This window comes from Achromobacter sp. 18P8.1.1 (assembly GCF_057799415.1).
Genome location: NZ_JBYOKH010000007.1, coordinates 1 through 14,137, shown reverse-complemented (window position 1 = coordinate 14,137; position 14,137 = coordinate 1). Strand labels below are relative to the sequence as shown.

14 protein-coding genes are annotated in these 14,137 nt (G+C 64.4%); 5 read left to right on the top strand and 9 right to left on the bottom strand.

Features of this window, described 5'->3' with window-relative positions:
- Window position 1: 1 nt before the first annotated feature.
- Complete coding sequence (locus AC27VE_RS07090; RefSeq protein ID WP_488703411.1) at window positions 2-1,009, bottom strand: TRAP transporter substrate-binding protein; 1,008 nt, start codon at window positions 1,007-1,009, stop codon at window positions 2-4.
- 131 nt (window positions 1,010-1,140) lie between these two features.
- Between AC27VE_RS07090 and AC27VE_RS07085 the strand changes: the two genes are divergently transcribed.
- Together AC27VE_RS07085 and pcaC are read left to right on the top strand one after the other, a co-directional pair.
- Entirely contained in the window at window positions 1,141-1,965 is an 825-nt protein-coding gene (locus AC27VE_RS07085) for an IclR family transcriptional regulator (protein ID WP_315134668.1), read from the top strand.
- Between the two features lie 15 nt (window positions 1,966-1,980).
- Window positions 1,981-2,364 (top strand): 4-carboxymuconolactone decarboxylase, encoded by a 384-nt coding sequence (gene pcaC / locus AC27VE_RS07080; RefSeq protein WP_315134665.1) that lies wholly within the window; start codon window positions 1,981-1,983, stop codon window positions 2,362-2,364.
- A gap of 1 nt (window position 2,365) precedes the next feature.
- Here the strand turns inward: pcaC and AC27VE_RS07075 are convergent, their stop codons facing one another.
- Window positions 2,366-3,205, bottom strand: a complete 840-nt coding sequence (locus tag AC27VE_RS07075) for an IclR family transcriptional regulator (RefSeq protein ID WP_315134662.1) — start codon at window positions 3,203-3,205, stop codon at window positions 2,366-2,368.
- A gap of 246 nt (window positions 3,206-3,451) precedes the next feature.
- Between AC27VE_RS07075 and AC27VE_RS07070 the strand changes: the two genes are divergently transcribed.
- Together AC27VE_RS07070 and AC27VE_RS07065 are read left to right on the top strand one after the other, a co-directional pair.
- Window positions 3,452-4,411 (top strand): TRAP transporter substrate-binding protein, encoded by a 960-nt coding sequence (locus AC27VE_RS07070; protein WP_488703410.1) that lies wholly within the window; start codon window positions 3,452-3,454, stop codon window positions 4,409-4,411.
- 2 nt (window positions 4,412-4,413) lie between these two features.
- Window positions 4,414-5,085, top strand: a complete 672-nt coding sequence (locus AC27VE_RS07065) for a hypothetical protein (RefSeq protein WP_488703409.1) — start codon at window positions 4,414-4,416, stop codon at window positions 5,083-5,085.
- A gap of 33 nt (window positions 5,086-5,118) precedes the next feature.
- Here the strand turns inward: AC27VE_RS07065 and glmS are convergent, their stop codons facing one another.
- A complete protein-coding gene (gene glmS, locus AC27VE_RS07060; RefSeq protein ID WP_088589723.1) occupies window positions 5,119-6,951 on the bottom strand; it encodes a glutamine--fructose-6-phosphate transaminase (isomerizing) in 1,833 nt (610 codons plus the stop codon).
- A gap of 150 nt (window positions 6,952-7,101) precedes the next feature.
- Between glmS and AC27VE_RS07055 the strand changes: the two genes are divergently transcribed.
- Entirely contained in the window at window positions 7,102-7,590 is a 489-nt protein-coding gene (locus AC27VE_RS07055; protein ID WP_006226720.1) for an Lrp/AsnC family transcriptional regulator, read from the top strand.
- A gap of 18 nt (window positions 7,591-7,608) precedes the next feature.
- Here the strand turns inward: AC27VE_RS07055 and AC27VE_RS07050 are convergent, their stop codons facing one another.
- The 6 genes from AC27VE_RS07050 to AC27VE_RS07025 all read right to left on the bottom strand — a co-directional run.
- Window positions 7,609-8,667 carry a glycosyltransferase family 4 protein gene (locus tag AC27VE_RS07050; RefSeq protein WP_488703408.1) on the bottom strand — a complete coding sequence of 353 codons (1,059 nt, stop codon included), beginning with the start codon at window positions 8,665-8,667 and terminating at the stop codon, window positions 7,609-7,611.
- Window positions 8,664-9,986 (bottom strand): UDP-glucose dehydrogenase family protein, encoded by a 1,323-nt coding sequence (locus AC27VE_RS07045; RefSeq protein ID WP_006226718.1) that lies wholly within the window; start codon window positions 9,984-9,986, stop codon window positions 8,664-8,666. The genes AC27VE_RS07050 and AC27VE_RS07045 overlap by 4 nt, the downstream gene beginning before the upstream one ends.
- Window positions 9,987-10,086: 100 nt before the next feature.
- A complete protein-coding gene (locus tag AC27VE_RS07040; protein ID WP_427958501.1) occupies window positions 10,087-11,484 on the bottom strand; it encodes an MFS transporter in 1,398 nt (465 codons plus the stop codon).
- Entirely contained in the window at window positions 11,484-12,857 is a 1,374-nt protein-coding gene (gene glmU, locus AC27VE_RS07035; RefSeq protein WP_315134560.1) for a bifunctional UDP-N-acetylglucosamine diphosphorylase/glucosamine-1-phosphate N-acetyltransferase GlmU, read from the bottom strand. Before glmU ends, AC27VE_RS07040 begins: the two co-directional genes overlap by 1 nt.
- A 66-nt stretch (window positions 12,858-12,923) precedes the next feature.
- Entirely contained in the window at window positions 12,924-13,727 is an 804-nt protein-coding gene (locus AC27VE_RS07030; RefSeq protein WP_488703407.1) for a PhaM family polyhydroxyalkanoate granule multifunctional regulatory protein, read from the bottom strand.
- A gap of 42 nt (window positions 13,728-13,769) precedes the next feature.
- On the bottom strand, window positions 13,770-14,137 hold a 368-nt coding region (locus tag AC27VE_RS07025; protein ID WP_488703406.1), incomplete at its 5' end, for a glycine zipper 2TM domain-containing protein.

Sequence of the window (14,137 nt, the reverse complement as noted above, 5' to 3'; positions counted from 1 at the left end):
TTTACTTGCGAAGGCGGGCGAGTTCGTCGTTGTACAGCTTGACGACCGCGGGATCGTAGCTGCCGGTGAAGTGCTCGATGACCGGCTTCACAACCTGCTGCATACGGGCCTTTTCGGCCGGCTCGATCGTGTTGTATTGGATCCCCTTGGCCTGCAGTTCAGCCACGGCCTTCTGCGCCGCTTCGCGACTGACCTTGCGCTGGTAGACACGCGCTTCATCGGCAGCTTCATTCATGATGCGCTGCTCGGCGGGCGACAGCTTGTCCCAGAACTTCTTGCTGACCAGCACGATGTTCGCGGCATAGACATGGTTGGTGGCGCTGACGTACTTCTGCACCTCGTAGAACTTGTTCGACAGGATCACCGAGTACGGATTCTCCTGGCCGTCCACGGCCTTGGATTCCAGGGCACCGTACAGTTCCGCGAACGGCATGGGGACGGGGTTGGCCTTGAACGCCTTGAAGGTGTCCAGGAAGACCGGGTTGGGAATGACGCGGATCTTCAAGCCCGCCAGATCTTCCGGCTTGGTAATGGCATGCTTGGAGTTAGTGACATTGCGAAAGCCCAGATCCCAGAAGCCCAATGCAACCAGGCCCTTTTCGGGCAGTTTGGCGGTCAGTGCTTTACCCAACGGGCCGTCCAGCAGTGCGTCTGCCTGGCCAAAGTCGGTCACGGAAAAGGGCAAGTCGATCAGCCCGAATTCCTTGACGATGCCTGCCAGTGACGTCGACGCGGGTGCCGACATTTCCTGCACGCCGCCTTGTAAGCCCGACTGCTGCTGCATTTCATTGCCCAATTGCGACGCCGGGAACTCCTTGACCTTCATCTTCCCGCCGCTCTTGGCGGATACCAGCTCTGCAAACTTCTGTACGCCGGCGCTGACTGGGTGGTCGGTATTGTTCAAATGGCCGAACCGGATCGTGCGTTCCTGGATGTCTTGCGCCGTAGCCGTCATGGCCGCGGAGCATAGGGCGCCTATCAAAGCCAAACGGAAAATGTGGGTCTTCATCGTTGTCTCCTTCCGGGTTTTTTTGGAATGTTCTCGATGTCTTGCAAGACTCGGTAGTGGAATGTAATTCCGAGTGGAATACTTTTCCACCTAGGGTTATCATCCATCATCCACCCACTTCTTGAGATGTCATGGCCGGAATACTCGAACGCGCGCTTGCCGTCATGGAGCACCTCTCTTCCCGACCAGAAGGTGTTCCGCTCGCATCCCTTGCCCAGCAGCTGGAGATTCCACAAAGCGCCGCCCACCGTCTATTGACCGATTTATGCCGTTGCGGCTATGTGCGGCAGATTCGCGATCACGGTGATTACGCGCTCACCGCTCGCGTGGCGTCTATTGGCCTGAGTTATCTGGCCGCAACCGGCATTGTCGATATCGCCCAGCCACTGGTGGATCGCCTTGCGGACATCTCGGGCGAACTCGTGCGCCTGGCAATCGTGGACAACGAACGGCTTACCTGGGTCGCCAAGGCGCAAGGCGCACGTCACGGCCTGCGCTATGACCCGGAAATGGGTTCGGACGCCAGGCTGTCGTGCAGCGCTTCGGGACACGCCTGGATGTTGACGATGTCCGATGAACGAGCGCTGGATCTGGTCTCGCGGCAAGGCTTCGGCACGCCCGAGGAATACGGTCCCAATGCCCCGACCACGATTTCTGCCTTGACCAAGATATTGCATGCCGGCCGCAAGCGCGGCTACGCAATGATCAATGAAGTGTTCGCGCCGGGCATGACTGCCATGGCGGCGCCGGTGCAGCGTAAAGGCGAAGACGCCATCGGCGTGCTGAGTATCGCGGGCCCCGCCATGCGTCTGACCGAAGCGCGCATGCTTGAATTGGGGCCGGATTTGCTGGCCGCAGCAGGCGAGCTGGCGCTGGCCAGTCTGGCATCGCCCATGTTCCGCACCCGCTTTCCCATGCAAGGCCGCAATGCCGGCGACGAGACATCCCCCCAGTAAGCAGAGGAGACAAGCATGAATGAGCACGAACGATTCGAGCAGGGGCTGGCGGTGCGTACCGAAGTCCTGGGTGAAGCGCACGTCAGCCGCTCGCTGGCGTCATCGACAAACTTGAATCGCGAATTCCAGGATCTGATCACGCGCTATGCCTGGGGCGAAATCTGGACGCGTCCGGGGCTGCCACGCCACACGCGCAGCCTGCTCGTGATTGCAACGATGATCGCCTTGAACCGCGAGACCGAACTCAAGCTGCATCTGCGCGCCGCCGCCAACAACGGCGTCACGTTGGACGAGGTGAAGGAAGTGCTGCTGCAATCGGCCATCTACTGTGGCGTGCCCGCGGCCAACTCAGCGTTCCACACGGCCGCGGAAATCTTCGCCGAAGAAATCGGCCATTGAATTACGGCGCGGGAGCGCTGCCTGCCGCACCTTCCGCAGGACCATTGCCCCACGTCCCCACCCGGGCCGACCGCAGCAACGGCGACGCGTCTCCGGCTTGCGCCAGCTCGCTTGCGGCGCGCAACAAGGCGGGTCCGAATTTCTCCATCGCCTTGAGCGTCAGTCGTTGCGAAGGGCCGGCCACAACCAGGATGCCGGTGCTTTGTTGGCCAGGATGGCGCACAGGCGCGGCCATCGCGCTCATGCCCGCGGCATACACGTCTTGCAGGATGCTGTACCCGCGCCGGCGGTGGCCGTCCAGGCTGGCCAGCAGCGCGCGTATCGACGTAGGCGCGTTTGGTCCGAAGTCACGTGGTTTGCCGAGCCCTTGCCCGGTGACATACGCAATGGCTTGATCCTCGGGCAAGGTCATCAACCAGGCATGGCCCGCCGCGCTGCATGACAGACGCAGATCTATGCCCATGTCGGGGTCGTAGAGCAGGCCCGATTTCGCGCCCTGAGCTTTAGCTACCAATGTCAGCCGCTTGCCGTCAACGATCGCCAGCCGCACCAGTTCTCCGGTGGCCAAGGCCAAACGGTCGATGACGGGTTGCGCAATGTCGACCACCCCTGATCGGCTCAGAAAGCTCAGTCCCATCGACGCCAGCTTCGTCGTAAGCGCGTATTCCCCCCGAACCGGCGTCTGTCGCACATAGCCGTACTTCATCAATTCGTGCAGCGTGCGATGGCATCCGCTGCGCAACTGGTTCAGGTCGTCGGCAATGTTGGCAAGCGCGACGCCGTCGGGATGGTTCGCCAGATACTCAAGCAACGCCAGTGTTTTTTCGATTGCTCCGCTCATCGCCGTCTCCCGAGGATGTCACGCCGTTATTCAAATTTTGAATTCACTCAATTTTTGAACGGCATTCAAAATTATGCCCTATGCTCGCAGCCGAATATTCAACGATAAGGTCTGCTGCGGCTGTCGCTGGATGCGGGCCACTTGCCACCATCAATTGGAGAAAAGGGGTTGGAGATGAAGACGAAACAATCGCCGGTTCGCTTTGCTGCAACGGCCGCCGCATCCCTCTTGACGAGCCTGACGCTGATGGGCACGGCGGCCGCACAGGACATCAAGACGCGTACGTTGAAATTCGCGTTCAGCCTGGCGCAGGATCATCCACTAGGCCAGGGCGCGCAGACATTCGCTGATCTCGTCGCCGAGAAAAGTGGCGGCAAGATGAAGGTGTCGATCTATGCCAACGCGGTGCTGGGCGGAGACCCCCAGAACCTCTCGGCGGTGCGCGGCGGCACGCTGGATTTCACCTCAATGGCGACGGGCCTGCTGGCCGGCATCGACAAGCGATTCATGGTGTTCGACCTGCCGTTCCTGTTCAACGATGCGCAAGAAGCCTACGCGGTGTCCGACGGCCCCGTCGGACAGCGTCTGCTGGGCGGATTGGCCGATCACGGCCTGATCGGGCTGGGCATCTGGGACCTGGGCTTTCGCAACATGACCAACAGCAAGCACCCGATTTCAACGGTGCGAGACTTTCAGGGCTTGAAAATCCGCGTGATCGCCGCGCCGGTCTATATCGAGATGTTCAAGAGCTTGGGCTCCAACCCGGTCCCGATGACTTTTGGCGAAGTCTATGGCGCCTTGGAATCCAAGGCGATTGATGGGCAGGACAATCCCGTTGGCGTCATCCAGTCCGCCAAGTTCGCAGAGGTGCAGAAATATCTGTCACTCACCCGCCATATCTACACGGGCATGCCGTTCTTGATGAGCAAGAAGACGTGGGACGGCATGACACAGGCCGAGCGCCAAATCATCCTGGATGCGGCCGCCGAGGCCAAGGCGCAGGAACGTAAGATCTCGCAGGCGAAGGAAGCCGTGGCTATCGACGACCTGAGGAAGGTTATGCAGGTCAATGGTCTGAACCCCGATGAGGTCGCCCGGCTACGCGAAGCCGTAAAGCCCGTGGTCGACAAGTTTGCGGGAGAAATCGGCCCGGAAGTGATGCAGCAGACTGCGACCCAACTTTCCACGCTGCGGGCCAAGCGCTGATCATGGCGCTCCTTGGAAACGCCGCCATCGCCATGTGGTGGGACATAGCGCCGGCCTGGCGCGCCGAATTCGAAGACTGGCATTCCCACGAACACTTTCCGGAACGGATGAGCGTGCCTGGGTTCTTGCGAGGTTCGCGTTGGGTCAGCGCGCGGGGGGGCGAAGGGTTCTTCGTCCTGTACGAGCTGGACGCCTACGAAACGCTGGTTTCACCGGCCTATCTGAACCGGCTTAATCGTCCAACACCCTGGTCGACGACCCTGATGCCACAGCATCGCAACATGATCCGCAGCCAATGCCGGGTGCTTGAGAGCACGGGCGGCGGATTGGCCAGATACGCACTGACGATCCGTCTGGCGCCACGCCCAGGAGCGCAAGACGATTTGCGGGCATATCTGAAGGCGCATGCCGCGGCCGTTTCCATGCAACCGGGAATATCGGGCGCACACCTGCTTATGACACAGACACCGCCAATCGCCGCGACGACGGAGCAACAGATTCGCGGCGGCATGGACCAGGCGGCCGACTGGATCTACGTCATCAACGGCTACGAGATCGGCGCAGTGGCCGCCTGCGACGGCGACGTGCTAAATGCTGCGGAAGTACGTGCCTACCGGGAGACCCCAATTTGGTCTGACATCTACTGTTTGTCTCACACAGATGAATCAGTCTAGGTCGCCCGAGGATCACCCCTTTCGTTGCTTACATCACTCCACCGTCACGCTCTTGGCCAGGTTGCGCGGCTTGTCCACGTCGGTGCCGCGTGCGCAGGCCGTGTGGTACGACAGCAGTTGCAGCGGGATCGTGTGCAGGATCGGCGACAGCTTGCCGTAGTTCTCCGGCATGCGGATCACGTGCATGCCTTCGGCGCTCTGGATCTTGCTGTCGGCGTCGGCAAAGACGTAGAGCTCGCCGCCGCGCGCGCGCACTTCCTGCATGTTGGACTTCAGCTTTTCCAGCAGCTCGTCCTTGGGCGCGATGGTCACAACGGGCATGTGCTCCGTCACCAGCGCCAGCGGGCCGTGCTTCAGTTCGCCGGCCGGATAGGCTTCGGCGTGGATGTAGCTGATTTCCTTCAGCTTCAGCGCGCCTTCCAGCGCGATCGGATAGTGCATGCCGCGGCCCAGGAACAACGCGTTTTCCTTGGAGGCGAAGCGGTCGGCCCACGCCATGATCTGCGGTTCCAGCGCCAGCACCGAACCGATGGCCACCGGCAGGTGGCGCAGCGCCTTCAGGTGCTCGGCTTCCTGCTCGTCGGTCAGGCGGCCGCGCACTTGCGCCAGCGTCAGCGTCAAGAGGAACAGGGCGGTCAGCTGCGTAGTGAAGGCCTTGGTCGACGCCACGCCGATTTCAACGCCGGCACGCGTGATGTAAGACAGCTTGCACTCGCGCACCATCGCGCTGGTGGACACGTTGCAGATGGTCAGCGTGTTTTCCATGCCCAGCGAGCGGGCGTGCTTCAGCGCTGCCAGCGTGTCGGCCGTTTCACCGGACTGCGAAATGGTCACGACCAGCGAACGCGGGTTGGGCACGCTGTCGCGGTAGCGGTATTCGCTGGCGATTTCGACAGCGACGGGGATCTTGGCGATGGACTCGATCCAGTACTTGGCGGTCAGGCCCGCGTAGTAGCTGGTGCCGCAAGCCAGGATCAGGAGCGAATCGATGTCCTTGAAAATCTTGAAGGCATCATCGCCGAACAGCTCGGGCGTGATGGCTTCGATGTCTTGCAGCGTATCGCCGACGGCGCGCGGCTGCTCGAAGATTTCCTTCTGCATGTAGTGGCGGTACGGGCCGAGTTCGGCGGCGCCGGTGTGCACGTGCACCGTGTGGACTTCGCGGTCCACGTTCTTGCCGTTAGCATCCACGATCCACACACGCGACAGCTGCAGGTCGACGACGTCGCCGTCTTCCAGGTAGATGATCTGGTCGGTCGTGCCGGCCAGGGCCAGCGCGTCGGAGGCCAGGAAATTCTCGTTCTGGCCCACGCCCACCACCAGCGGCGAGCCTTGGCGCGCACCGACCACGCGGTGCGGTTCGTCGCGGCAGAACACGGCGATGGCGTAGGCGCCATGCAGGCGGCGCACGGCGTTTTGCACGGCTTCGAACAGGTCGCCGGCGTACAGGTGGTTCACCAGGTGCGCGATGACTTCGGTGTCGGTCTGGCTTTCAAACACGTAGCCGACGGCCTGCAGCTCGGCGCGCAGTTCGTCGTGGTTTTCGATGATGCCGTTGTGGACCAGCGCAATGCGCGGCTCGTCGTTGCCCAGGCGCGAGAAATGCGGATGGGCGTTGTGCGTGGCCGGCACGCCGTGCGTGGCCCAGCGAGTGTGGGCGATGCCGGTGAAGCCTTGGACCTTGTCCTCGGCAACCTGCTCGGCCAATTCAGCCACGCGCTGCGTGCTGCGCGTGCGGCGCAGATGGCCGTCGGCGTAGACGGCGACGCCGCAGGAGTCGTAGCCACGGTATTCCAGCCGCTTCAGGCCTTCAACCAGGATCGGGGTGATGTCGCGCTGGGCGACGGCGCCAACAATGCCGCACATAGGAGAGACTCCGCTAAGTTCGTGTACCGACGCATTGTGCGCGACCCGCGAAGAAATTTGATTTCTTTATGTGGCTAAAAATGGAAGTTAATTCACTTACATAATTGTGATTAAATAATCTTTCTTCCAGACCACGATTTTGAATTAATCATGCAAAACATGCCGATTTCGCTACCGGAACTGGATGATCTCGACCGGCGCATTCTTGAACAGTTACAAGAAGACAGCGCGCTGACCAATCAGGATCTGGCCGCGCGCGTGCATGCGTCGCCCCCGACCTGCCTGCGGCGCGTGCGGCGGCTGGTGGACGAGGGCGTGATCGACCGGCAGGTCGCCATCCTGGCCGCCGAGAAACTGGGCAGCACGCTGACGGCGATCGTGGAGATCACGTTGGACGTGCAGGCGGCGGAAAGCCTGGATGCGTTCGAGCAAAGCATGCTGGCCGAACCCGCGGTGCTGCAGTGCTACCGGGTGTCGCCGGGGCCGGATTTCGTGGTGATCGCGCAGGTCAAGGACATGCCGGCCTATCACGCGCTGGTGCACCGGGCCTTTACCGCCCAGGCCAACGTGCGCAATGTGCGCACGTTCTTTTCGGTGCACCGCGCCAAGTTCGAGACGCGGATCGACGTGCGGGGGTGATGCCGCGGCGGGTGCCGCCTACTGGCGGCCCAGCAGGCGCTGGAACTGCGCCAGGTAACGGTTGCCCATCTCCTGGACGTCGTGCTCGCTCTTCACGTACGCATAAGCGCGCTCGGTGACCTCGTAGCGGAAGGCCGCGTCGTCCAGGCAGCGGGCCATGCCGGCCGCCATGGCCTGGTGATCGCCCACCGCAACCAGCACGCCGCGGCCGTCAGCCAGGCTTTCCTTCAAGCCGCCCGCGTCGGTGGAGACCACCGGCACGCGTTGCAGGAAGGCGTCCAGCACGCTGCTGCCCAGCGCTTCTTCCTCTGAGCTCATGACGAACACGTCGAGGATGCTGTAGAAGTCTTCGACGCCCTTGCGGAACCCGGCGAAACGGTAAATGTCTTCGATGCCAAGCTTTTTCGCCTCGTCCTTGGCCTGCTGCTCGCGGTCGCCGCCGGCGCCGAAGTGCAGGAAGACGAAGTCGCGGCGCGTCTTGGCCAGTTCCCCCACCGCACGCACCAGCGTCACGGGGTCCTTGTCGCGGATCAGCGCAGCAGACGTTGCCATGACCTTCTTGCCGGCCAGATCGAACTCGCGCACCAGGTTGGCAACGTTATCGGCGTTGATCTCGTGCGGCTCGACGGCGCTGCGGATGATGACCGGTTCGATGCCCAGCCGGCGCGGTTCACTCGCCGCCATCTCGCTGATGGCCACGAACAGGTTCGCGTGGCGCCACTTGAAACCGGTCTTCCATTCGTCGCCCGGCTTGACCACGAACGACGTGCGGCGCGAGAACGCCACCGGGCTGCGGTGCAGCCATTTGGTCAGGACGGCCCAGGTGATGGTGTTGGCCGTCTGCGCGTGAATGATGTCGTAACGGCTGGCGCCCGCCAGGAACGCCAGCTGCCCCGGCACGTTGCGGCAGGTGTGGGCCACAAAGCCCTCCTGGCGCGCGCGTTCGGCCAGCGGCGCGCCCTCGCGGCACATCACTTCGACGTCATGGCCCGCCTTGCGGAAGGCGCGCATGCAATACAGCGTCTGCCGTTCACCGCCGCGCCAGCCTTTCTCGAAGTTCAGTTGCAGGATCTTCATGCGCGCCCGATGCCGGAATACTCGAAGCCCAGGCCGCGCACGTCGGCCGGCGTGTACAGGTTGCGGCCGTCGATGATCAGCGGCGTCTTCAGCAAGGCCTTCACGCGGTCGAAGTCCGGCGCGCGGAAGACCTTCCATTCGGTGGCGATCAAGAGCGCGTCGGCGCCGTCCAGCGCGTCGTACATGTCGGTGGCGAAGCTGATGCCCGGCTGGCCGACCAGCACGCGGGCGGCCTCGTGCATGGCCACGGGGTCATAGGCCCGCACGTCGGCGCCGCGGCGCGTCAGTTCGGCGATGACCGTCAAGCTGGGGGCCTCGCGCATATCGTCGGTGTTGGGCTTGAACGACAAGCCCCACAGCGCGATCTTGCGGCCGCGCAGGTCTTCGCCGTAGCGCTGCACCAGCTTTTCCGACAAGCGGAACTTCTGCGCGTGATTGGCGGCTTCGGCAGCTTCGATCACCCGCATGGGCAGGGAATTTTCGGCAGCGGTATTGACCAGCGCCTGCACGTCCTTGGGGAAGCAGGAACCGCCGTAACCCGCGCCGGGGTACAGGAAGTGGTAGCCGATGCGGGGATCGGCGCCGATCCCGCGGCGCACCTGCTCGATGTCCGCGCCCAGCGCTTCGGCCAGGTTCGCCATCTCGTTCATGAACGAGATGCGCGTGGCCAGCATGGCGTTCGCGGCGTACTTCGTCAGTTCGGCCGAACGCACGTCCATCACCATCAGGCGGTCGTGCGTGCGCTGGAACGGTTCGTAGATGCGGCGCATCACGCCGACGGTGTAGTCGTCGTCGGCGCCGACGACCACGCGGTCCGGGCTCATGAAGTCATTGATGGCGGCCCCTTCCTTCAGGAATTCGGGGTTGGAGGCCACGCTGAACGGGATCTCCACGCCGCGCGCGGCCAGTTCCTTGTTCACCACCGCGCGCACCTTGTCGGCTGTGCCGACGGGCACGGTGGATTTGTCCACGATCAGCTTGCGGGACGTCATGTGCCGCGCGATGTTCTGGGCGGCGGCCAGCACGTACTTCAGGTCGGCAGAGCCGTCTTCGCCCGGCGGCGTACCCACGGCGATGAACTGCACGTCGCCGAAGGCCACGCTTTGCGCCACGTCGTCGGTGAAATGCAGGCGGCCCGCCTGCACGTTGCGGCGGACCAGGTCTTCCAGACCGGGCTCGTAGATGGGGATGCCGCCCTGGCGCAACAGGGCGATCTTCGCCGCGTCCACGTCCAGACACATGACGTCGTTGCCCATGTCGGCCAGGCACGCTCCCGACACCAACCCCACGTAACCGGTACCCACGACCGTGATTTTCATGCCTGCACGCCTTCAAAATAGGGAATCTTGCGCGCCTGGCCTCAGGACCAGGCGCCGGCCGCCATTATAGAAGCGGCCGCAAGCCAGGGGCGGAACCGCCCTAGACCCGCAGTTTGTTGAACCGGACGGTGTTGACGACCACCGCCAGGGCGGCGCACACCGTCCCCAACACCAGCGCCAGTCCGGGGCCATGCGCCACACTGACGCTGAAGGCGATGGCCACCAACGCCGTGCCGAAGCTCTGGCCGAAGACCCGGGTGGTGGCCTGCAAGCCGCCTGCCGCGCCGCTGCGCGAGCGGGGCGCGGCCGACAGCATGGCGCGGTTGTTCGGCGTCTGGAAAAAGCCGAAGCCCACCCCCGCCACGAACATGCCCGCCACGATGGGCCAGTTCGACACCGAAGAAGGCAGCAGCGCCAGCCACAGCATGCCGGCCACCATGGTCGCCGCCCCCACGCCGCTCAGGGTAGCGGCGGAATAGCGGTCGGACAGGCGGCCCGCCAGCGGGGCGATGATGGCCGTGCCCACGGGCCAGGCGCCCATCAGCATGCCCACCTCCAGATACGGCCGGCCCAGCACCTGCTGGAAATAGAAGGGCAGCGACACGTAAGACGCCATCTGCGCCGCGAAGGTACAGGCCGACGCCCCCACCGCAAACGCCAGCGGGCGGATGCGCAGCAGGTCCACCGGCACCAGCGGCGCCGGTTGCTTGCGGACGCGGCGCACCAGCACCAGTCCTGCGACGCAGGCGATCGCCACCAGCCCGATGCCACGCAGCAGGTCCTGGCCCATCATGTCCACGCCCGAAATGAAAACGCCCAGCGTCGCCATGCACAGCAGGGCGCTCACCCAGTCCAGCTTCACGTCGTTGCGGGGCACTTCAGGCAGATGGCGCAGGCCGAACATGGCCAGCACGCAGATCGGCAGGTTTACCGCGAAGATCCACGGCCAGGGCGCCACCGACAGGATGGCGGACCCGATGGTGGGGCCCAGCACCGACATCACGGCCACCGTGGTGGCGTTGATGCTGATGCCCCGGCCCAGCATTTTCAGGGGATAGATATTGCGCACCAGGCCGCCGAACATGCACATCAGCGTCGCTGCGCCCACGCCCTGGAACACGCGCGCCGCGGTCAGCTGCCACAGCGTGCCGGCCAGCGCGCACCCCAGCGAGGCCAGGGTGAACAGCATCAGGCCGAAGGTGAACATGCGGCGAAAGCCGATGCGCTCGGCCAGCGCCGACAGCGGCAGCAGCGTCATCACCACCGCCAGGTTGTAGGCGTTGACGACCCAGACAGCTTCGGCGGGCGAGGCGTGCAGATCGACGGCAATGGTGGGCAGGGCCACGTTGGCGATGGTGGTGTCCAGCACCGACAGGCTGATGCCCGTCATCACCGTGGCCGCCGCCCAGTACCGGCGCGGGGCCGGCAAACCGTCGGGCGGGGCGGGTTTGGCGCCGCCGCCCTGGGGCGTGTCCTTTGCGGCGTCGTTCTCCGCCATCACGACTTCTTGACCGGACGCTGCCAACCCTCAACGGTGAGCTGTTTCGCGCGCGACACGGTCAGCTTGTCGGCCGGTGCGTCGCGGGTCAGGGTGGTGCCGGCGCCCAGGGTCGCGCCGCGGCCCACGCGCACGGGCGCCACCAGTTGCGTATCCGAGCCGATGAAGGCGTCGTCCTCGATGATGGTGCGGTGCTTGTTGACGCCGTCGTAGTTGCAGGTAATGGTGCCGGCGCCCACATTCACGCGCTCGCCGATGTCAGCGTCGCCGATGTAGGCCAGGTGATTGGCCTTGCTGTCGGCGCCCAGCACGCTCTTCTTGATCTCGACGAAGTTGCCGACGTGGCTGCGGTCGCCCAGCTCGGCGCCCGGACGCAGGCGGGCGTACGGACCCACGCGCGCGTCGCGGCCCACTTCAGCCTGCTGCAGATGGCTGAACGCTTCGATCTGCGTGCCCGCGCCGACGGTCACGTCGCGCAGGACGCAGTGCGGGCCCACGCGCACGCCATCAGCCAGCGTCACGGTGCCTTCGAACACGCAGCCCACGTCGATGAACACGTCGCGTCCGCAGGACAGCGTGCCGCGCACGTCGAAGCGCGCCGGATCGGCCAGCGTGACGCCGGCTTCCAGCTGGCGGCGCGCCTGCTCACCCTGCCAGCGGCGTTCCAGTTCGGCTTGCTGCACGCGGCTGTTCACGCCCAGCGTTTCCCAGCCCGCGCCGGGTTGCGCCGCGCCCACCGGCACGCCATCGACGACCGCCAGCCCGACCACATCGGTCAGGTAGTACTCGCCCTGGGCGTTCTTGTTGTCGATGCGGGTCAGCCAGTCTTTCAGCTTGGCGGTCGGCGCGGTCAGGATGCCGGTGTTCACTTCCTTGATGGCGTGTTCGGCTTCCGAGGCGTCCTTGTGTTCGACGATGCGGCACACGTTGCCCTGGGCGTCACGCACGATGCGGCCATAGCCGGTGGAGTCCGCCAGCACTTCGGTCAGTACCGCTGCGCCCGAAGCGCGCGCGGCCAGCAGGCGTTGCAGCGTGTCCGGCTGCACCAGCGGCACGTCGCCATACAGCACCAGGGTCACGTCGTCCTTGCCATCGCCTTCCAGCAGCAGCGGCACCGCCTGCTGCACGGCGTGGCCGGTGCCTTGCTGCGGCTGCTGCAGCACGAAGTGCAGATCGGCCTGGCCGTCGAACGCCTGTTTGACGCGGTCGGCGCCATGGCCCACCACGACGATGATGCGCGCCGGCTTCAGTTGGCGCGCGCTATCCAGCACGTGGGCCAGCATGGGCTTGCCCGCCAGCGTGTGCAGCACTTTGGGAAGGTCGGACTGCATGCGTTTGCCCAGTCCGGCGGCAAGGATCACTACATTAAGCATAAGTTCCAGGAAAGGTTGGGACGGTCGAGCGGCCTTGCGGCCGTCTCGCGTGTCGATTGAAAAGGGTCAGGGCTTGCCGTCGGCAGGCCCCGTTTTCTTGGCGGTCTTGGCCGCAGATTTGGCGGCGGGCTTGCGTGCCGCGGGCTTGGACGCCTTGGCCTCGGTCTTCGCGGCGGACTTGGATTCGCCGGGTTTGGCCTTGGCATCCGCCCCCGGGTCCGCGCCGGGCGCGGCGGGATTGGCCGGCATGGACGCCGCGGTGGCCGCGGCGATCTGGTTGAACTGCTGCTGCAGCAGGTCCCACCAGGCCTTGGACGCCGATTGCGCGGCGGCGCCCATCTGTTCGCTCATGCCTTGCATGGCCGATTCCGGCCCGGCCTTGTCCGCGGACGCGTCCGCCTCCTTGCCGTCCGGATCCTGCTGGGCCTTGTCTTGCCCTGACGGCGGATTCGATGGCGGCTTGGCGGCGGCCTTGGGCGCGGGTTTCAGGCCCAGCACCACTTCCAGCGGAGACGCCGCGCCGCTGTCACGGACCGCGCCCAGGTCCATGTTGGCCGCGCTATCCACAAACGCGCGCAGCGTGCTGATGGTGGAGCGCTGCACTTCCATGCCCTGGATGGTGGAAGACAGCATCGACAGGTTCATGCGCAGCCAGTTTTCCACCGAACGCAATTCGGCGATGCGGCGGTCCAGGTCTTCAAGGTTCATGGGAGGCGCCATCGGCAGGCTGCTGGCCAGACCGCCCGGCCCGGTCAGGCCGGCCCAGGCCTGGCGCATCATTTCCATGCTGGCCAGAAGGGGATTGCCCGACAGGTCGGAGTTCTGTCCCATGCCAGGAAGGACGAACGGATTCGTGAATTGGTCGCTCATGCCAGGTCTCCCCAAATACGGATGGTTTCCGCCGGCCGCCGGTCAACCCGGCAGCAGCTGATTATTCTCCACGCGCACACGGTCGCCCGAGGCAAAGGCGAACGGCTGCGCGCTACGGAACTGGCGCGCACTACCGTCGCCCATACGGACCGTGAGTTCATAGTGCGTCACCGTTTGTTGCTGTCTGATATTACGCTCAACTTCACGGCCTGCCAAAGCACCGCCGACCGCGCCCAACACGGTCAGGGCCGTCTTGCCGCTGCCTCCGCCAAACTGATTACCCACAACGCCTCCCACCACCCCGCCACCAATGGTGCCTACCAGATGGTCGCTATTGTCCTTCACAGGCACCTGCACCTGGCGGACCGATTCCACCACGCCGCAGCTCTGGCAAGCCTGCTGCGCCGGCG

Excerpts from the sequence above, each read along its gene's own strand:
- AC27VE_RS07090 (WP_488703411.1), bottom strand. The coding sequence starts at position 1,009 with ATGAAGACCCACATTTTCCGTTTGGCTTTGATAGGCGCCCTATGCTCC.
- AC27VE_RS07085 (WP_315134668.1), top strand. The coding sequence starts at position 1,141 with ATGGCCGGAATACTCGAACGCGCGCTTGCCGTCATGGAGCACCTCTCT.
- pcaC (WP_315134665.1), top strand. The coding sequence starts at position 1,981 with ATGAATGAGCACGAACGATTCGAGCAGGGGCTGGCGGTGCGTACCGAA.
- AC27VE_RS07075 (WP_315134662.1), bottom strand. The coding sequence starts at position 3,205 with ATGAGCGGAGCAATCGAAAAAACACTGGCGTTGCTTGAGTATCTGGCG.
- AC27VE_RS07070 (WP_488703410.1), top strand. The coding sequence starts at position 3,452 with ATGGGCACGGCGGCCGCACAGGACATCAAGACGCGTACGTTGAAATTC.
- AC27VE_RS07065 (WP_488703409.1), top strand. The coding sequence starts at position 4,414 with ATGGCGCTCCTTGGAAACGCCGCCATCGCCATGTGGTGGGACATAGCG.
- glmS (WP_088589723.1), bottom strand. The coding sequence starts at position 6,951 with ATGTGCGGCATTGTTGGCGCCGTCGCCCAGCGCGACATCACCCCGATC.
- AC27VE_RS07055 (WP_006226720.1), top strand. The coding sequence starts at position 7,102 with ATGCAAAACATGCCGATTTCGCTACCGGAACTGGATGATCTCGACCGG.
- AC27VE_RS07050 (WP_488703408.1), bottom strand. The coding sequence starts at position 8,667 with ATGAAGATCCTGCAACTGAACTTCGAGAAAGGCTGGCGCGGCGGTGAA.
- AC27VE_RS07045 (WP_006226718.1), bottom strand. The coding sequence starts at position 9,986 with ATGAAAATCACGGTCGTGGGTACCGGTTACGTGGGGTTGGTGTCGGGA.
- AC27VE_RS07040 (WP_427958501.1), bottom strand. The coding sequence starts at position 11,484 with ATGGCGGAGAACGACGCCGCAAAGGACACGCCCCAGGGCGGCGGCGCC.
- glmU (WP_315134560.1), bottom strand. The coding sequence starts at position 12,857 with ATGCTTAATGTAGTGATCCTTGCCGCCGGACTGGGCAAACGCATGCAG.
- AC27VE_RS07030 (WP_488703407.1), bottom strand. The coding sequence starts at position 13,727 with ATGAGCGACCAATTCACGAATCCGTTCGTCCTTCCTGGCATGGGACAG.